The sequence below is a fragment of the Ramlibacter paludis genome (assembly GCF_022012305.1).
GTDB lineage: Bacteria > Pseudomonadota > Gammaproteobacteria > Burkholderiales > Burkholderiaceae_C > Ramlibacter > Ramlibacter paludis.
On sequence record NZ_JAKLTM010000008.1, the window covers coordinates 41,821 to 58,763 of the forward strand.

16 protein-coding genes are annotated in these 16,943 nt (G+C 70.5%); 7 read left to right on the forward strand and 9 right to left on the reverse strand.

The genetic code is table 11. The annotated features are described in order from the left end of the window. The first annotated feature begins 3 nt into the window (after nt 1-3). Both LZ009_RS21935 and LZ009_RS21940 read left to right on the forward strand, forming a co-directional pair. Nucleotides 4-1,320: an MFS transporter gene (locus LZ009_RS21935; protein ID WP_275700120.1), complete on the forward strand. Its 1,317-nt coding sequence runs from the start codon at nt 4-6 to the stop codon at nt 1,318-1,320. 93 nt (nt 1,321-1,413) lie between these two features. Then, nucleotides 1,414-2,961 carry a phospholipase D family protein gene (locus LZ009_RS21940; protein ID WP_275700121.1) on the forward strand — a complete coding sequence of 516 codons (1,548 nt, stop codon included), beginning with the start codon at nt 1,414-1,416 and terminating at the stop codon, nt 2,959-2,961. A gap of 12 nt (nt 2,962-2,973) precedes the next feature. Here LZ009_RS21940 and LZ009_RS21945 read toward each other — a convergent pair whose 3' ends face one another. Together LZ009_RS21945 and LZ009_RS21950 are read right to left on the reverse strand one after the other, a co-directional pair. Further along, complete coding sequence (locus tag LZ009_RS21945) at nt 2,974-3,363, reverse strand: response regulator transcription factor (RefSeq protein ID WP_275700122.1); 390 nt, start codon at nt 3,361-3,363, stop codon at nt 2,974-2,976. A gap of 69 nt (nt 3,364-3,432) precedes the next feature. Further along, nucleotides 3,433-4,101: a response regulator transcription factor gene (locus LZ009_RS21950; protein WP_275700123.1), complete on the reverse strand. Its 669-nt coding sequence runs from the start codon at nt 4,099-4,101 to the stop codon at nt 3,433-3,435. A 137-nt stretch (nt 4,102-4,238) separates the two neighbouring features. On the opposite strand from LZ009_RS21950, the gene LZ009_RS21955 reads away from it, so the two are divergent. Next, complete coding sequence (locus tag LZ009_RS21955; protein ID WP_275700124.1) at nt 4,239-6,305, forward strand: MASE1 domain-containing protein; 2,067 nt, start codon at nt 4,239-4,241, stop codon at nt 6,303-6,305. Here the strand turns inward: LZ009_RS21955 and LZ009_RS21960 are convergent. The 4 genes from LZ009_RS21960 to LZ009_RS21975 form a co-directional block, all read right to left on the reverse strand. Then, nucleotides 6,263-6,796, reverse strand: coding sequence for a hypothetical protein (locus LZ009_RS21960; RefSeq protein ID WP_275700125.1), 534 nt, complete (start codon nt 6,794-6,796; stop codon nt 6,263-6,265). The two genes, LZ009_RS21955 and LZ009_RS21960, sit on opposite strands and share 43 nt — an antisense overlap. A 67-nt stretch (nt 6,797-6,863) precedes the next feature. Next, a complete protein-coding gene (locus LZ009_RS21965; RefSeq protein ID WP_275700126.1) occupies nt 6,864-7,262 on the reverse strand; it encodes a response regulator transcription factor in 399 nt (132 codons plus the stop codon). A gap of 49 nt (nt 7,263-7,311) precedes the next feature. Continuing rightward, nucleotides 7,312-7,953, reverse strand: coding sequence for a response regulator transcription factor (locus LZ009_RS21970; protein ID WP_275700127.1), 642 nt, complete (start codon nt 7,951-7,953; stop codon nt 7,312-7,314). An 8-nt stretch (nt 7,954-7,961) separates the two neighbouring features. After that, nucleotides 7,962-9,773: a sensor histidine kinase gene (locus tag LZ009_RS21975; RefSeq protein ID WP_275700128.1), complete on the reverse strand. Its 1,812-nt coding sequence runs from the start codon at nt 9,771-9,773 to the stop codon at nt 7,962-7,964. Between the two features lie 228 nt (nt 9,774-10,001). Between LZ009_RS21975 and LZ009_RS21980 the strand changes: the two genes are divergently transcribed. The 3 genes from LZ009_RS21980 to LZ009_RS21990 are packed head-to-tail and all read left to right on the forward strand — an operon-like array spanning nt 10,002 to nt 11,815. Continuing rightward, complete coding sequence (locus tag LZ009_RS21980; protein ID WP_275700129.1) at nt 10,002-10,424, forward strand: hypothetical protein; 423 nt, start codon at nt 10,002-10,004, stop codon at nt 10,422-10,424. Next, entirely contained in the window at nt 10,421-11,215 is a 795-nt protein-coding gene (locus LZ009_RS21985; protein ID WP_275700130.1) for a hypothetical protein, read from the forward strand. Before LZ009_RS21980 ends, LZ009_RS21985 begins: the two co-directional genes overlap by 4 nt. Before the next feature lie 9 nt (nt 11,216-11,224). Next, nucleotides 11,225-11,815 carry a hypothetical protein gene (locus tag LZ009_RS21990; RefSeq protein WP_275700131.1) on the forward strand — a complete coding sequence of 197 codons (591 nt, stop codon included), beginning with the start codon at nt 11,225-11,227 and terminating at the stop codon, nt 11,813-11,815. Here the strand turns inward: LZ009_RS21990 and LZ009_RS21995 are convergent. Genes LZ009_RS21995 through LZ009_RS22005 form a run of 3 tightly spaced genes read right to left on the reverse strand, consistent with a single transcriptional unit; the run spans nt 11,763 to nt 15,534 of the window. Continuing rightward, the gene (locus LZ009_RS21995) at nt 11,763-12,797 is read right to left on the reverse strand and encodes a DUF2955 domain-containing protein (protein ID WP_275700132.1); all 1,035 of its coding nucleotides are present in this window, start codon (nt 12,795-12,797) and stop codon (nt 11,763-11,765) included. The two genes, LZ009_RS21990 and LZ009_RS21995, sit on opposite strands and share 53 nt — an antisense overlap. 5 nt (nt 12,798-12,802) lie before the next feature. After that, nucleotides 12,803-14,005, reverse strand: a complete 1,203-nt coding sequence (locus LZ009_RS22000) for an HlyD family secretion protein (protein WP_275700133.1) — start codon at nt 14,003-14,005, stop codon at nt 12,803-12,805. After that, on the reverse strand, nt 14,002-15,534 hold the full coding sequence (locus LZ009_RS22005) for an efflux transporter outer membrane subunit (RefSeq protein ID WP_275700134.1): 1,533 nt from the start codon (nt 15,532-15,534) through the stop codon (nt 14,002-14,004). Before LZ009_RS22005 ends, LZ009_RS22000 begins: the two co-directional genes overlap by 4 nt. Before the next feature lie 135 nt (nt 15,535-15,669). On the opposite strand from LZ009_RS22005, the gene LZ009_RS22010 reads away from it, so the two are divergent. Further along, on the forward strand, nt 15,670-16,941 hold the full coding sequence (locus LZ009_RS22010; RefSeq protein WP_275700135.1) for a DUF3300 domain-containing protein: 1,272 nt from the start codon (nt 15,670-15,672) through the stop codon (nt 16,939-16,941). Nucleotides 16,942-16,943 lie beyond the last annotated feature (2 nt).

A 16,943-nucleotide genomic window follows, 5' to 3' on the forward strand; every position in this document is an offset into this window, starting at 1 on the left:
TCCATGTCCACCGCCGACTCCGGGGCCCTCGAAAGCGACGCACGCCAGGTGTCTTCGCATCCGGCCGAAGTGTCGCCCGGCGACATCGCCGTGGGCGTGGTGATCGGCCGCACCTCCGAGTATTTCGACTACTTCGTCTACGGCATCGCCTCGGTGCTGGTGTTCCCGGCGATCTTCTTCCCCTTCGAGACGCCCCTGCGCGGCACGCTCGCCTCCTTCGCCCTGTTCGCGCTGGCCTTCATCGCCCGACCCTTCGGCACGGTGCTGTTCATGGACATCCAGCGCCGCTGGGGCCGCTACACCAAGCTGACGCTGGCCCTGTTCCTGCTCGGGTCCTCCACGGCCGGCATTTCCTTCCTGCCCGGGCATGCCGTGCTTGGGCCGACCGCGATCTTCCTGCTGGCGGGTCTGCGCATCGGCCAGGGCATCGCGCTGGGCGGCGCCTGGGACGGCCTGCCCTCGCTGCTGGCGCTGAGCGCGCCGAAGCGCAAGCGGGGCTGGTACGCGATGCTCGGCCAGCTGGGGGCGCCGGTCGGCTTCATCATCGCCAGTGGCCTGTACCTGCTGCTGTACGGCACCCTGTCGCGCGAGGACTTCCTCGACTGGGGCTGGCGCTATCCCTTCTTCTGCGCCTTCGCCATCAACGTCGTGGCCTTGTTCGCGCGGCTGCGCCTCGTGGTCACCAACGAATACGCGGACCTGCTGGAGGAAAGGGAGCTCGATCCCTCGCCCGCCGGCGAGCTGCTGCGCTCGCAGGGCATCAACGTGGTACTCGGCGGCTTCGGGGCGCTGGCGAGCTACGCGCTGTTCCACGTGGTCACGGTGTACCCGCTGGCGATGATCGCGTTGTTCACGCAGGAGTCCATCGCCCAGTTCCTGGCCTTCCAGACCGTCGCCGCCTTCTTCGGCATCGGCGGCATCATTGCCTCGGGTTTGATCGCCGACCGGCTGGGACGCCGCAACACGGTGGCGGTGTTCGCCGCCGCCATCGCGGCTTTCAGCGGCTTCGTGCCGACGCTCTTGAACGGCGGCGACGTCGGCCACGCGGTCTTCATCGTGCTGGGGTTCACGCTGCTGGGCCTCTCCTATGGCCAGGTCGCCGGCGCGCTCGCGGCCAACTTCGAGCCGCGCTACCGCTACACCGGCGCCGCGCTCACATCGGACGTCGCCTGGCTCATTGGCGCGGGCTTCGCGCCCTTCGTGGCGCTCAGCCTCTCGGCCTACCTCGGCCTCGGCTACGTGAGCCTGTACCTGCTGTCCGGGGCGGTCGGCACGCTGGTCGCCCTCTGGATCAACCGCCGGCTGGAAGACAAGGACTGAGCGGCGCCGCCATGTGGGCCGTTGGTCCCATGTGCATGGCGGGCGGGCCGCCCTAGAGTGGCAGCTCCCTTCGACCGCACGGAAGGAGCTTCCTTGTCCGCCGCCCTCCGCATCGCCGCAGGAGGTCTGGTGCTGGCCCTCCTCACGGGCTGTGCCTCCTTGCCCGCTCCCGTCGAACGCATGCCCAGCCACGCCTTGCCCGACACCGCCGCCACCACCAGCCTGGGCCGTTCGCTCGCGCCGCTGGTGGCCGCGCATCCCGGCCTCACCGGCGCGCATCCGCTGCGCGATGGCCGCGACGCGTTTGCCGCGCGGGCGCTGCTCGCCGAGGCCGCGGAGCGCACGCTCGACGTGCAGTACTACATCTGGCGCAAGGACGTCAGCGGGCGCCTGATGGCGCACGCGGTGTGGCAGGCGGCGGAGCGCGGCGTGCGCGTGCGCATGCTGCTGGACGACGCCAACACCGGCGGCCTCGACACTTTCCTCGCCGAACTGGATGCGCACCCCAACATCGAGGTGCGCCTGTTCAATCCCTTCGCCAACCGCAGCTTCCGCGTCGGCGATTTCGCCGGCGACTTCGCGCGCGTCAACCGGCGCATGCACAACAAGATGTTCATCGCCGACAACCAGGCCGCGGTGCTGGGGGGCCGCAACATCGGCGACGAGTACCTGGGCGCCCAGGTCGACGTCGAGTTCGCGGACCTCGACGTCGTCGCCACCGGCGCCGTCGTGGCCGACGTCTCGGCCAGCTTCGACAGCTACTGGAACAGCACGGTCACTTATCCGCTGGCGTCGCTGGTCCCGGCCGTGCCCGCCGGTTCGGGGCGCGACGCCGCGACTGCGTGGGCCGCCTTGCAGGACAGTCCCGAAGCCAAGGCCTACGTCGAAGCGGTGCGCGGCAGCGTCTCGATTCCGCGCATGCTCGCCGGCGGGCAGCTGGAATGGGTCGCCGCCCGGCTGATCGCCGACGACCCGGCCAAGGTGCTGCATCCGCCGGGCGAACTGCAGATGCTGCCGCACCTGCAGGAAAGCCTGGGCACGCCAAGGCAGGAACTGCTGCTGGTCTCGCCCTACTTCGTGCCGACGCGCCAGGGCACCGACGCGCTCGTCGCCATCGCCGCGCGCGGCGTGCAGGTGAGCGTGCTGACCAACTCGCTGGCCTCGACCGACGTCACGCCCACCTACTCGGGCTATGCGCGCTACCGGCGCGATCTGCTGCGCGGCGGCGTGCGCCTGTTCGAGCTCAAGCCTTCGGCCGTGGAGCACGTCCGAGAGCCAGGGGAGCGCCGCAGGCTGGGGGGCAGTTCGGGAGCGAGCCTGCATGCGAAGACCTTCGCGGTGGATCGCCGCCGCATCTTCGTCGGCTCCTTCAACCTCGATCCGCGTTCGGCCCGGCTCAATACCGAATGCGGCCTGCTGCTCGAAAGTCCCGTGTTCGCGGCCCGCCTGAGCGAGGGGTTCAGGAACGAGATTCCATTGCGCGCGTACGAGGTGCGGCTCGATCCCGACACCCAGGAGATGGTCTGGATCGAGCGCACCCAAGCCGGCGAGGTGCGCCACGCCGGCGCGCCGCAGACCAGCGCCGTGCGCCGCGCGTGGGCCAGCTTCCTGGGCTGGCTGCCGATCGAGTGGCTGCTCTAGGCGGCGGGAGGGCTAGAAGCCCGGGGACGGCTGCGGACCGATGGCGTTCTGGATCGCGTCGAGCAGCATCGCCTCGTCCACCGGCTTGCGCAGGTAGGCCCGGGCGCCGCGGCCCAGGGTGAGTTCGCGGCTCTCCAGCGAGTCGTCGCCGGTGATGATGACCACCGGGACGTTGGCCTTCGCTTCCAGCAATGCGCCTTGCACGTCGAAGCCGGTCATGTGGGGCATGCGCAGGTCCAGCACCAGGCACTGCGGCGAGGAACGCGCCAGCGAGTGGATGAACTCCACGCCCGATGCGAAGGTCTGCACGTCGAAGCCGGCCGAGCGCAGCAAGCGTCCGAGTGCGCGGCGAACGGACTCTTCGTCATCCACGATGGCCACGAGGGAAGAAGCGGCTGGCATTCATGAGAAAGTAGGCGTTCGGCCTGCCTGAGCCAATGGGACCTTGGTCGTATCCCTTTGTACAGGCGACTAGACCAGCGGCACTTGCGCGCGTTCGATGAGGCGCACGAGCTCCGCGACCGAGCGCACGTGCATCTTTTCCATGCCGCGCGCGCGATGCACTTTCACCGTCTTTTCGGCGGTGCCGATGTCGGCGGCGATCTGCTTGTTCAGGCGGCCCGCCATCACGTGCGTGATCACCTCGCGCTCGCGCGGCGTGAGCGACGCGATGCGCTCCGCGGCGACGGCTTGCTGCGCTTGCAGGGCGCGGGTGCTGGCATCCTGCGCGAGCGCGCGAGCCACCGCTTCGAACAGCAGCGTCTCGTCGACGGGCTTGGTGAGGAAGTCGACGGCGCCGCGGCGCAGCGCGTCCGCGCACATCGGCACGTCGGCCTTCCCGGACAGGAAGACGATGGAGACGGGATGCGCGCCGCCGCGCAGCGCGTCCCGCAGGCCCATGCCATCGAGGCGGGGCAGGGCGACGTCCAGCACCAGGCAGGCATGCAGCTCGGGGTCGTAGGCGGCGAGGAAGTCCTCGGCGCAGTCGTGCGTCAGCACCCGGTAGCAGCCCAGCGAGCCGAGCAGGCGCGACAGGGCGGTGCGGACCATCGGGTCATCGTCGACGACGTGGACGGTGGGCAAGGCGGGCGGGGCGCGCCCCGCAGGAGGTGCGCGGTCGAACTGCATCATGGTGTGCATTTGAATTCCCCTCTGAGTTCGGAACGGAGTCGCCAGTGCCCGGATGAGTCTAGGGAGAGTGCGCGGTCGCGGCACTAGCCCTTTGGGGCAGTTGCCGCGGCCAGGGCGGGGCTTCAGTCTTGTTCCCCATGCATGTAATGGCCGGAAACCAAGCCGAGAGCCTGCGCTGGCAGTTCCCCGCCGCGGCAGCCGGGATCGCTGCGGCCTACTTCGCCGGCGCCAAGCTGGGCATGGCGCTGACGTTCAGTCCGCTGCCCATCTCCGTCCTGTGGCCGCCCAACGCGCTGCTGATGGCGGCGCTGATCCTGTTTCCGCGCCGCTGGTGGTGGGGCCTCGTCGCCGCGGCCTTCCCGGCCCACCTGCTGGTCCAGATCGAAGGGGGCGTGCCGACCGCCATGGTGCTGTGCTGGTTCGTCAGCAACGTGACCGAGGCCGTGATCGGCGCCACCCTCATGGCGCGCCTGGCCGGGCCGGTCCCCATGCTGCGCAGCGCGCAGTCGGTGATCGGCTTTCTCTGCACCGCCATCGCCGCGCCCTTCTTCAGCTCCTTCCTCGATGCCGCCTTCGTGCGCACCATCGGTTGGGGCGACGCGAGCTACGCCACCCTGTTCGAAGTGCGCTTCTTCTCCAACATGCTGGCCACCCTGATCTTCGTGCCGCCGCTGGTCGCCTGCCTGCAGGCGCCGCCCGGCGATTTTCCGCGGCTCGCGCGGGCACGCATGCCCGAGGCCGTGCTGCTGGCCGCCGGCCTGCTGGTGAGCAGCATCCTCGCCTTCAACATCAATGCCACCCAGCCGCTGGCCCTGAGCTTCCTCTACCTGCCCATGGTGTTCCTGGCCTGGGCCGCCTGGCGCTTCGGGCCGTCCTTCGCCAGCACCGCCTTTGCCGGCGTCGCCGTGCTGGTGATCGTCGGCGCCTCGCATGGCAAGGGCCCGTTCCTGTCGGCGGCGCTCGCGCATTCGGTGCTGCCCATCCAGCTGTTCCTGATCACGGTGGCGGTCGCCGTGCTGGTGCTGGCGGGGCTGGTGCAGGACCAGCACGACGTGCAGCAGCGGCTGCGCAATTCGCAGGAGCTGTTTTCCACCGCGTTTCGCTCGGGCCCCGACGCGCTGGCCATCAGCCGCCGGGAGGACGGGCAGGTGCTGGAAGCCAACGCGGGCTGGCTGCGCCTCATGGGCCACGAGGAGCCCGGCCGCGTGGCGCCGCTGGCGAGCCACCTCGATGCGCCCAGCCGGCGCAAGCTCCAGGCCCTGGCCTACGCGGGCAAGCCGGTGCGCAACACCGAGGTCTCGCTGCGCGACCGGCACGGGCAACCGCGGGTCGTGCTGCTCACGTCCGCGCCGGTCGACGTGGCCGGCGAAGCCTGCGAGATCAGCATGGCGCGCGACATCACCGCGCAGCGGCAGGCCGAGATCGAGGCGCAGGACCAGCGGCAGCAACTCACGCACCTCACGCGCGTCGCGTCCCTGACGGACTTTTCCGGGACGCTCGCGCACGAACTGAACCAGCCCCTGACGGCGATCCTGAGCAACGCGCAGGCGGCGCTGCGCATGCTGTCGAACGATCCGCCCAACATCGCCGAGGTGCGCAGCATCCTGCGCGACATCGCCGAGGCCGACAAGCGCGCCGGCGTGCTGATCCACCACCTGCGCCTGCTGATGAAGAACAGCGACGAGGAGTTCACCCAGATCGAGGCCAACCACGTCGTCCAGGAAGTGCTGGACCTGGCACAGGGCGAATTCCTGCTGCGCAAGGTCGAACTCAAGACCAGCTTCTGCCGCGACCTGCCCCTGCTGCAAGGCGACCAGGTGCAGCTGCAGCAACTGGTGCTGAACCTCGTGCTCAATGCCTGCGAGGCGATGCAGAACAGCGGCCGGCCCGAACGCGTGCTGAGCGTGGACACGCAGCATGGCGCCGACGGCACGGTGCAGATCCTGGTGAGCGACACCGGCCCCGGCATCAAGCCGGAGCTCCTCGGGCGCGTGTTCGAACCCTTCTACAGCACCAAGGCGAACGGGCTCGGGCTGGGCCTGTCGATCTGCCGCAAGATCGCCGCGCACCACGGCGGCACGCTGTCGGTACAGAACAACCACGGCGGCGGCGCCACCTTCCGCTGCGCCTTGCCGCCGGTGCGGCAGGCCGCGCGCGCGCCGGGCGCCGCTCAGCGCCTGGCCGGCGCGAGGTCCACGACCGCGAGTTCGTAGACGACGATCACGACCTCGTCGCCGTTGCGCACGCCGACCAGGTCCGCCTTGTCGGCCACGGGATATTCCTCGACGTGGCCCTGCGGCCCCTTCAGCTTGATGGTGGACCGCGCCTTGTCCACGCCGAGCACGCGCGTGACGATCGTGGTGTTGGGCCCGACCGGCTGGCCGCGCTTGGGCGCGACGGCGCCCTCGACCGGCGCATCCTTCGCCCGCCGCAAGGTGAGTCCCACCCGGGAGACGTAATCCACCCGCACGGCGTCGCCGGGCTTGAACGACTCCAGGTTCTTCACCTTGGGGTCGATGCGGTAGGTGGCCTGGCCGCGGGGCGTATCGACCGTGAGCGAGCGCGCGCCCGCGTCGATCGCGGAGATGGTGCCGCTGGTGGAGGCGCGGTTGCCGGTGATGCGTTGCTCGCCGAGGGTGATGGCGCCGGCGGCGAGGACACTCGAGGCGAGCAGGAAAGCTGCGATCGCGCGCTTGCTGGACATCGGCACTCCTTGGACTGGCCGGGCCAGTCTGCGCGGGCGCGGTGCGGCGCGAAATGGGACGTTGGTCCTATGGCAGCGCGGGCGCCGGTGCGGCGCCCTTGCCGGCCAGCCGGCGGATCTCGTCCAGCACGCGCTCGCCGGCGTCGGACTTGCGGAAGTAGGCCGCGCAGCCCGCGCGTTCGGCGCGCTGGCGCGTCTGGGCGTCGTCGTAGGCCGTGACATAGATGATGGGCGGGGCGCCGCCTTCCGCCGCCAGCCAGTGCCCGAGCTCGAGCCCGGACATGCCGCCCAGCTGCACGTCGAGCACGAGGCAGTCGAAGGGCGGCTGCGCGGTGTCGGCGAGGAAGGCCTCGGCCGATCCGTAGGTGACGGGCTCCATGCCGGCCGCGCGCAGCAGGCGGCCGAGGGAGCGGCACAGGCTGGGGTCGTCGTCGACGACAGCCACTTGGACGGGCGCGGGAATCATGGTGACGCGCGGCCAGTCTCGCCGGGGGCCGGGGGACTGTCCACTGCCCTTAAGTGCGGTCGGCGGCCAGCGGCGCCAGCAGGCCGGCTTCATACGCCAGCCGCGTGAGTTCGGCGACCGAGCGCACGCCCAGCTTGGACATCATCGCCATGCGATGCAGCTTCACGGTGCGCTCGTGGATGCCCAGGTCGCCGGCGATCTGCTTGTTCAGGCGGCCGCGCACCACGTGCTCCAGCACCTCGCGTTCGCGCGTGGTCAGCGACGAGAAGGGCGCCCGCAATGAGGCCTGCTTCGCGCGCGCCTGGCGCTGTTGCGCGTCGCGTGCCAGCGCGCGCTCCACGGCGGCAAGCAGCACTTCGGCGGGCGCGCGCTTCTCGACGAAATCTTCGGCGCCGCCGCGCATGGCCTGCACCGTCGAAGCGATGTCGCCGTGGCCGGTGAGGAAGAGGATGGGCAGGGGATGCGGCGCGCGCGCCAGGGCGTCCTGCAGCGCCAGGCCGCCGACTTCCGGCATCTCGAGGTCGGCGATGACGCAGCCGGGCGCGTCCTCGTCCCGGCATTGCGCGAGGAAGGTGTTGGCCGACGAATGCGTCCGCACGGCATAGCCGCTCGCGGAGAGCAGGCGCGCCGTGGCCCGCAGGCAGTATTCGTCGTCGTCGACGACGTGGACGGTTGGGTGGGGTTCGGTCATGGGTCCGGTCAGGCCGCGGGGACGGTGAACAGGAAGCGGGCGCCGCCGGATTCGGCGTTCTCCGCCCGCAAGGTGCCGCCGTGCGCTTCGACGATCGTGCGCGAGATGGCCAGCCCCATGCCCATTCCCTTGGCCTTGGTCGTGTAGAACGGTTCGAAGAGATGGCAGGCGCGGGCGGGCGGGATGCCCGCACCGCTGTCGCTCACCGCGATCTCCACCGCGCGCGGGCCTTCGCGGCGCGCGCTGACGACCACGCTGCGGCTGGGCGCCGCGGCTTCGTCGATGGCGTCCATGGCGTTGGCCACGAGATTGAGCAGCACCTGCTGCAGGTGCACGCGGTCGCCCGCCACTTGCGGCAGGTCCTGGCACAGGGCGATGTCGAGCTTCACGTGCCGGGCTTCCGCTTCGGGCCGCAGCAGCGTCCCGATGTCGGCGAACAGTTCGGCCACGGCCATCGGGCGCATCTCCACGGTCTGGCGGCGCAGCAGCGAGCGCATGCGGTCGATCACGGCGCCCGCGCGCTGGTCGTCCTTGCGGATGTCCTCGAGGATGGCGCCGATCTCGGCGAGGTCGGGCTTTTCGCGGCGCAGGAACAGCGTCGCCGCTTCGGCGTTGCGCAGGATCGCACCGAGCGGCTGGTTGATCTCGTGGGCCAGTGCCGCTGCCAGCTGTCCCACCACCGAGATGCGGCCCACGTGGGCGATCTCCTGCCGCAGCAGCCGCGTTTCTTCCTCGTTCTTCCTGCGCTCGGTGCAGTCCATCGAGGCGCCGCGCATGCGCAGCGGCCTGCCGCGCGCATCGAAGTCCGCCTGGCCCTGGGTTGCGATCCAGCGCACGCTGCCGTCCGGCAGCACGATGCGGAACTCCATCGTGTACACCCGGCGCGGCGGCCGCGGCGCGCCCAGCGCCTGCTGCACGCGCTGTCGGTCGTCGGGGTGGACCTTCTGCACCAGCCGGTCGAGGGTGACGGGTTCGGTGGACGTGAAGCCGAAGAGCTCGCGCCACTGGGTGCTGGCCCAGACGTCGCCGCGCACCAGGTCGCGGCTCCAGGTGCCCAGGCGGGCGGCGCCTGCCGCCAGCATCATCCTTTGCTCGCTCTCGCTCAATTGGGCCGCGAGCTGCCGGACGTCCAGCACGTGCCGGCTGGATGCATAGGCCATGACGGCGATGATGCCCAGGCAGAATACGCTGTTGGTGCTGGGGATGGCCACGCCGCCCCAGACAATCAGCAGGGCCTGCAGCGCGCTTGCACCCAGGAAGAAGGCGCTGGCCAGGCCCACGCCGAGCGCCTTGCCGCGCTCGCCGCGGCGCCAGGCACCATGGGCCGCGTCGACGATGAATGCCACGCACAGCCACACGCTCAGCTGGCCGATGGCCATCCAAGGGTTCGGGGCGCCGCGGCCCACGCTGACCTTGTCGCCGAGGAATTCGACCTGCCGCAGTTCCTGCACCGCGAGGAAGCTTATGTTGTCCCCGGCCAGGAAGTTGAGCATCAGGGAAAGCGCGCGCAGGCCGACGACGGTCCAGGCGAGCCAGAGCCGCCGGGACTGCAGGTACACGTAGACGAAGCCCACCAGGGCCGCGAGGATCAACAGCAGCGGCACGTGCAGCCAGCGCACCACCCGCGCGAATTCCTGCGGCGTGCGGGACTGCATCATGAGCACTTCGCACAGCGCCAGGAAGGCGGTGCCCACGCACATGAGGGCGAAGTACAGGCTGGTGAGGCTGGAGCGGTCGCGCAGCCAGACGAGCAGGTGGATGAGCGCGAACGTGAGGCAGGCCGAAGCGAGCATGGACCAGATGACGAGCGTCCAGCTCATGGTGATCCCATCCCTGGGGTCGGCATCCCGGATCTCCTGGTTGCGTTCCGATTGCTGGACCAAGTGTGCAACGGCACACACCGCCCTTTACATTCTGGAATATTCACCATGGCAGGACAAGGGCCTTAGGGGAATGTGTCCATTTGTTGCGAGTTGGCCCTAGGGCCAATAGACGCTGCGGCCGCGCCCATCGACAGTGGCCTTCCATTGCCACGAGATGACAAGCCCATGACACACAAGCTCCTGGCCCTCGCGCTCGCCGCCACGCTGGCGTCTTCCGCGTCCGCGCAATACGTCTACCCCGCCAAGGGCCAGTCGCCGCAGCAGCAGAAAAGCGACGAGGCGGCCTGCCATACGTGGGCCGTGCAGCAGACCGGGGTTGACCCCGCCAAGCCACCGCCGGCGCCGGCCACCACGGCCGCCGGCACCACGCCGGGCGCCGGCGCCCGGGGCGCCGCCAAGGGGGCGGTGATCGCGGGCGTGGCGGATGGCGACGCCGCCAAGGGCGCCGCGGTCGGCGCCGTGGCCGAACGGTCCCGCAGCCGCCGTGCCAATGCGGCGGCGGGCCAGCAGGCTGCGGCCTCGGGCCAGGGCGCCTATGCCAATGCCCGCGCCGCCTGCCTGCAAGGCCGCGGGTACACCGTCAAGTGAACAAGCTCCTCGCCGCGGGACTGCTGGCACTGGCGCCGGCGCTTGCATCGGCGCAGGCCGAGGGCGGCTGGCGCTACCGGGCGTCCATCTACGGCTACTTCCCCAGCTTCAGCGGCCACAGCAACGTGCCGGCGGACGGCGGCGGCACCAGCATCGACATCGATTCCGGCAAGGTCGTCGACAGCATCGACGGCTTCTTCATGGGCGCCTTCGAGGCCCACAACGGGCGCTGGGGCCTGTTCACCGACTACATGTACCTGAGCCTGGGCGGCAACCGGCAGAACTCGCGCGACTTCAGCATCAACGGCGGGCTCGACGCCAGCACCTCGGCGGACCTGGGCTTCGACCTCACGGGCACCATCTGGACGCTGGCCGGCGAATACCGGCTGCCGGCGGCGGCTCCGTTGACCGCGGACGTCCTGGCCGGCGCGCGCATGTTCCGCCTGAAACGTTCGGTGCGCTGGAACATCGCCGGCAGCATAGGCACGCTGGACCCGCTGCGCCGCTCCGGGTCCTTCGAAAGCAGCGACACGCTCTGGGATGCCGTGGTCGGCGTCAAGGGGCGCTACGCGTTCGGCTCCGCCCGGCAATGGGTCGTTCCCTTCTACCTCGACGCCGGCACCGGCGATTCGCGCCTCACCTGGCAGGCATCCACCGGCATCGGCTACGCCTTCTCCTGGGGCGAGGTCAGCCTGCTGTGGCGTTACCTCTCCTATGAGATGAAGTCCGGCAACGCGCTGCAGGAACTGAAACTCAATGGCCCCATGGTGGGCGCCACCTTCACCTTCTGAAAGCAAGCCATGAAGAAACTTCCCGCCCTCCTTGCCTGCTCGGCCCTGCTGGCGCCGCTGGCCACGCCCACCTTCGCCGAGGGCGACAAGCCGCAGGTGACCAAGTCGCCGGGCAAGGTCACCGCCGCGCGCGAACGCACCCTGGTGGCGACCGTCACCGAGATCGACGCGGCGAAGGGCACCGTCACCCTGAAGGGCCCGAAAGGCAACACGCTGCCGCTGCAGGCGGGGCCCGAGGTCCGCAACCTGGGGCAGGTGGCGGTGGGCGACCAGGTCACGGTCAAGTACGTCGAGGCCTTGTCGCTGGAGTTGAAGAAGAACGGCAAGGAGCTGCCCGGCGCGACGTCGACGGCGGCCGCGGGCCGCTCGCCCGCCGGCGCACGCCCTGCGGGCCTGGTGGCCGAGAAGGTCGAAGTCACCGCCGACGTGGTGGCCGTCGATGCCAAGAACAGCATCGTCACGCTCAAGGGGCCGCAGCAGGTGGTGGAGATGCGCGTGCCGGACCCGGAGCAGCTCAAGCTGATCAAGGTCGGCGACCAGATCCAGGCTACCTATGCGCAGGCCGTTGCCCTGAAGGTGGAACCGGCGAAGAAGAAGTAGCCGGCGCGAGCAGCCAGACCACGGCCCACGCATAGAGCGTGACGGCCATGAACAGGGCCACGCGCGCCAGCGACGCCGCATAGACGTCCTTCCCCGCAGAGGCGTCCTCGATGCCCGGGCCCAGCACGATGAACATCGTGACCAGCGCGTTGAGCCAGAACGAGGGCGCCTGCCCGCTCGCCTTGACGCGGAACAGTCGGCGTCCCATCCAGAAGGCGGCGGCCACGACCCACAGCATCAGCATCCACAGGTTGGGACGCAGCGTGAGGCCGCCCCACACCAGCGCCCCTGCCACGGCCCCGAGCAAGGTGGAGCCCACCAGTTCGCGGCCCGCACTGCGCGCCTTCAGGACGCTGGCCTGCTGGCCCAGCATCACCGTCTTCATGATCGCCGCCATGTAGAAGGCCGGGTTGCTCAGCGCGAGCAGGAAGACCGGCACGATCACCACGGTGGCCTGCAGCGCGATGCGCCGCGCACCGGCCGCGTCCGCGCCGGCGGGCGCCGGCAGCGCCCCGGCGCGCGGCGGGTCCGGGAACAAGGCATGCGACAGGCCGCTCACCAGCCCGCCGGTGGCCACTCCCGCGCCCAGCGACATGGCCAGTTCGGTGGCCAGCGCCTGCTCCAGGACGCCCGCCACCGGGATCACCGTGAACGCGATCACCAGGATCATCGTCAACGGACCGGCCTTGCGGGCGCCGGCGAAGAACAGGCCGTAGAGCACCACGGCCGTCAACGCGACGCCGGTGACGGGAAAGTGCTCCAGCAGGGGCACCATCACGATGCCGGCCACGAGCATGCCCGCCACCAGGAAACCGGCGACCAGTCCCTTAGCCAGACCCAGGGGTGGGCCCGGCTTGCAGAGGATCACCACCGCGAGCGCGCAGGACACGAAGGGCAGGCGCAGCGCCATGCCGTAGGCGACGAGCACGGCGACCCCGAGGCCGACCGCCAGCCGCAGCACCGCCTTGTCGCCGGGGTGCATGGCGTTCAGTACAGGTAGCTGAACCAGCTCATGACCGTGATGTAGATCCCGGCCAGCCAGTTCAGGAAAGGATGGTCGCCGGTGTAGACCAGCACGTCGGCCTGCCCGCCCACGCGCACGCCCTCCAGGCGCGCCCGCTCGCCGGGCTCGAATTCGATCGCCACCGGGAAGCGCTGCGCCTGCCGCAGCCAGTCGCGGCTGTTCTCCACCGTCGGCAGCGTGCCCGGCGATGCCTGCTTGCCCGAGAGGATGCCGGTGCCCACGCTGCGCACGCGGCCCTTGAGCACTTCGCCCGGCATGGCATCGAGCACGATGGCGGCCCGCGCGCCGGGCTTGACGTGGCCCAGGTTGTTCTCCGTCATGTCGGCATTGATCCACAGGTCGTGGACGGCGATCAGCGTCATGGCCGGCGCGCCGGTGGCCGCGAACTGGCCGACGTCGGTCCGCAAGTCGGTCACCGAGCCGCCGGAGGGCGCGAACACCCGCGTGCGCTTCAAATCCAGTTCGGCCTTCTCGACGGCCGCGCGCGCGCTCTGGATCTGCGCATTGCGCTCGCCCTCGGCGCCGGCGACCTCCAGGGCGCGGCGCAGGTCCGCTTCGGCGGCGCGCACCTGGCTTTGCGCCTTCAGGCGATTCGATTGCGCGCTCTGCACGCGGCGCAGCGACACCGCGCCGGGGTCCTGCGCGTAGATCTGCTCCATGCGCGCCGCATCCTGCTCCGCGTAGGTGTTGCCCGCCACGGCTGCCGCCAGGGCCGCGCGCGCGGCCGACACCGCGGCGCCCGAAGCGTTGACCGAGAGCCGCACCGATTCGTAATCGGAGCGGCTGCGCTGCAGCGCGATGCGGTACTGCGAAGGATCGATGTCGAACAGCGGCTGGCCCGGCTGCACCTCGTCGTTGTTCTTCACGTAGACCTTGAGCACCGTGCCGGCCACTTCCGCCGGGACCGGCACCACGAAGGCCTGCACACGTGCCTGCGAGGTGTAAGGCGTGAGGCGATCGGCGAACAGGTACCAGGTGAGGCTGGCCAGGATCAGCACCACCACCACGATGGCACCGCGCCGGCTGGCCTTGCCGGGCGCGGGCGGCGCGGGTTCGGGCGCGGGAGCGCTGGCCACCGGCATGGCGGGCGTCTCCTTGCGCGGCGCCTGCGCACTGGTGGCGGGCCGGGTCGTGATCGGCTTGGGGGTGTCCTGCACTTCCATCATGGCCTCGCTTCCGCCGGCGGCAGCGGGGCTGCCAGCAGGCCTTTCCAGTCGCTGCGCTTCTGCATCGCCTCGCGCGTGGCGTCATCCAGCACGGGGCGCGCGCGCGCGGGTTCCCATCCGCCACCCATGGCCTTGTAGAGGGCCACCAGGTTCTGCGTGAGGTTGCCCTGCGTGGTCACCAGCTGGTCCTGCTGCACGAACAGCGTGCGCTGGGTGTCGATGACGCGCTCGAAGTCGGCCAGTCCCTCCTTGTACTGGAGGGTGGCGATCTCGACCGAGCGCTGCGCCGCGCGCGTCGCGCCCGTGAGGAAGGTGATCTGTTCCCCGGTCTTGACGAAGCCGACGGCGGCGTCGTCGACTTCGCGCGCGGCGCGCAGCACCGCGTCCTGGTACTGCTCGTACAGCTGCTGGAAGCGCGCGTCCTGCACCAGCACCGCGTTGGCCAGCCGGCCGTGGTCGAACACGTTCCACACCAGGCTCGGGCCCAGGCCCCAGGTGAAGCTGTTCGCCGCACCGGAGAGCGAAGTCGCCGACACGCCCAGCACGCCCAGCAGCGAGATCGAGGGGTAGAGGTCCGCCGTGCTGACGCCGATCTGCGCGGACTGCGCCGCGAGCAGCGATTCCGCGGCGCGCACGTCGGGGCGCCGCCGCAGCATGTCGGCCGGCAGGTCGACCACGGCTTCCAGCGTGGCCTGCGGGATGCGCTCGCGGCCGGCGGCCATCTCCGGTAGCGGTCCGGGCGGCCGGGCCAGCAGGGTGCTCAATGCGTTCTGCGCCTGGCGCAGGCCGGTCTCCAGCACCGGGATGGTCGACAAGGTGGCGAGGTACTGCGCGCTGGCCTGCGCCACGTCCAGCTCCGAATCCGCACCGCCCTGGAACAGGCGCTGCGCGATGTCGAGGCTGCGCTTTTGCAGCGCCGCGTTCTGGTGGGCGATGGCCAGCCGCGCTTCCAGCGTGCGGATCGCGCAATAGAGGCTGGCCACCTGCGCCGCCATCAGCACCTGCAGGTCGTCGTACTGCGCGATGCTGGCGAAGTAGGCGGCGTCGGCGGACTCGATGCCGCGCCGGAACCTGCCCCAGAAGTCCAGCTCCCACCCGATCTTGAAGCTGGCGCTGGCGGTCGCCGCGCTGATGTCCTTGCCGCCGGCGCGGCGTTCGCCCGCCCACAGCACGTCGCCGCCGGCCTGCTGCACCTGCGGATAGAGCGTGCTGCCGGCGATCCCGAGTTGCGCCCGGGCTTCCATGATGCGCAGGCCCGCGGTGCGCACGTTCGGGTTGGCGCGCTGCGCTTCGGCGACGAGGGCATCGAGCACGGGGTCGCCGAAATTGCGCCACCACTCCGGCGCGTTGCCGCGCGCGCGCTGCGCCGCCGCTGGCACGGTCTGCAGCGAGCCGCCGGTCCAGGCATCGAGCCACGGCACGCGCGGCCGCTGGAAATCCGGGCCGACCGTGGTGCAGCCGGCCAGCAGGAGCGCGGCGGCGAACCCCGCTGCCCGCGGAGCCCGGCGAAGCAAGGGGGTGGAGCGCACCCGCCCTTTCTAGCCACGCGCCGGGGGAGCGCCTATCGGACCAAGGTCCCACGCGCTGGATGGGACCTTGGTCCACTGTGCATCGCGTCCGGCGCGTTCCAGTATCGGCGCCACAGTATCTTCAGGATGCGCGACATGAGCCGACCGAGTCATATCCTGCTTGCCGCCGTCGCCCTGGCCTGCATTTCGCTGGCGCTGCCGCCGCGGCCGGTCTTTGCCCAGGTGCCGGCGGCACCGACCGAGGCCGTAGCGGGCAAGGTCTATTCCGCCGCCGAACTGGAAAAGCTGGTCGGCCCCTTCGCCCTGTATCCCGACGACCTGGTGGCCATCATCATCCCGGCCTCCACCTTCCCGCTGCAGATCGTGCAGGCCGACCGCTTCCTCGAGAAGCGCAAAACGGACACCAAGCTGCAGATCGATGCCGCCTGGGACGATTCGGTGAAGTCGCTGGTCAACTATCCCGAGGTCGTGAAGAAGATGAGCAACGACCTGGATTGGACGGAGGACCTGGGCGAGGCGGTGGTGGCCGATACCGCTTCTGTGATGGAGGCGGTGCAGGCCTTCCGCCGCCGCGCGCAGACCGCGGGCAACCTCAAGACCGACAAGCAGCAGACCGTGGTCGTGGAGCAGGAGGTCATCAAGATCGAGCCCACCGATCCGCAGGTCGTCTACGTGCCGCAGTACGAGCCGAGCCAGGTGGTCGTGTACGGCGCCTCGCCGTATTACTACCCTTACTCGCCGCCTTATCCGGCGTACTGGTATCCCTACGCGCCCGGCGCGGCGCTGGCCGCGGGCGTGATCTGGGGCGCGGCCCTCGGCGCCGTTTGGGGCGGCGGCCACTACGTCTCGCATTACGGCGGCAATAACAACATCACCATCAACCGCGGCAACAACAACGTCAACACCGGCAACATCGGCAGCGGCAACCGCGGTGGCGGCAATCGCACCAACGCCGGCAACAGCACCTGGAAGTCGAACAAGCAGCCGGGCCAGGTGGCCGGCGGCGGCGGCAACCGGCAAGGCAACCGGGCCGGCGACGGCCGTGGCGGCACCGGAACCATGGGTGCGGGTCCGCGTGGTGGGGCCGGTGGTGGAGATCGTGCCGGTGCCGGGGCCGGGGCCGGCGGACGCGGCGGCGCGGGCGGTCCTTCCGCTTCGACGCGGCCTTCGGGCGGCGGCGGCGATGCCTTCGGCGGCATCAACTCGGGCTCCAGCGCCAATCGGGCAAGTTCGCGCGGCAACGAGAGCCGCGCATCGCACAGCGGCGCTTCGCGGTCTTCGGCCGGAGGCGGCGGGGCGAGGGCCAGCGGTGGCTTCAGCGGCGGCGGCGGCGCCCGCGCAGGTGGGGGCGGCGGCGGCGGACGGGGCGGCGGTGGTGGTGGCCGGGGCGGCGGAGGCAGGAGGTGATC

Bases quoted from the DNA above. Each gene is read 5' to 3' on its own strand.
- LZ009_RS21935 (WP_275700120.1), top strand. From the start codon at position 4: ATGTCCACCGCCGACTCCGGGGCCCTCGAAAGCGACGCACGCCAGGTG.
- LZ009_RS21945 (WP_275700122.1), bottom strand. From the start codon at position 3,363: ATGCCAGCCGCTTCTTCCCTCGTGGCCATCGTGGATGACGAAGAGTCC.
- LZ009_RS21950 (WP_275700123.1), bottom strand. From the start codon at position 4,101: ATGCACACCATGATGCAGTTCGACCGCGCACCTCCTGCGGGGCGCGCC.
- LZ009_RS21955 (WP_275700124.1), top strand. From the start codon at position 4,239: ATGGCCGGAAACCAAGCCGAGAGCCTGCGCTGGCAGTTCCCCGCCGCG.
- LZ009_RS21960 (WP_275700125.1), bottom strand. From the start codon at position 6,796: ATGTCCAGCAAGCGCGCGATCGCAGCTTTCCTGCTCGCCTCGAGTGTC.
- LZ009_RS21965 (WP_275700126.1), bottom strand. From the start codon at position 7,262: ATGATTCCCGCGCCCGTCCAAGTGGCTGTCGTCGACGACGACCCCAGC.
- LZ009_RS21970 (WP_275700127.1), bottom strand. From the start codon at position 7,953: ATGACCGAACCCCACCCAACCGTCCACGTCGTCGACGACGACGAATAC.
- LZ009_RS21975 (WP_275700128.1), bottom strand. From the start codon at position 9,773: ATGAGCTGGACGCTCGTCATCTGGTCCATGCTCGCTTCGGCCTGCCTC.
- LZ009_RS21980 (WP_275700129.1), top strand. From the start codon at position 10,002: ATGACACACAAGCTCCTGGCCCTCGCGCTCGCCGCCACGCTGGCGTCT.
- LZ009_RS21990 (WP_275700131.1), top strand. From the start codon at position 11,225: ATGAAGAAACTTCCCGCCCTCCTTGCCTGCTCGGCCCTGCTGGCGCCG.
- LZ009_RS21995 (WP_275700132.1), bottom strand. From the start codon at position 12,797: ATGCACCCCGGCGACAAGGCGGTGCTGCGGCTGGCGGTCGGCCTCGGG.
- LZ009_RS22000 (WP_275700133.1), bottom strand. From the start codon at position 14,005: ATGATGGAAGTGCAGGACACCCCCAAGCCGATCACGACCCGGCCCGCC.
- LZ009_RS22010 (WP_275700135.1), top strand. From the start codon at position 15,670: ATGAGCCGACCGAGTCATATCCTGCTTGCCGCCGTCGCCCTGGCCTGC.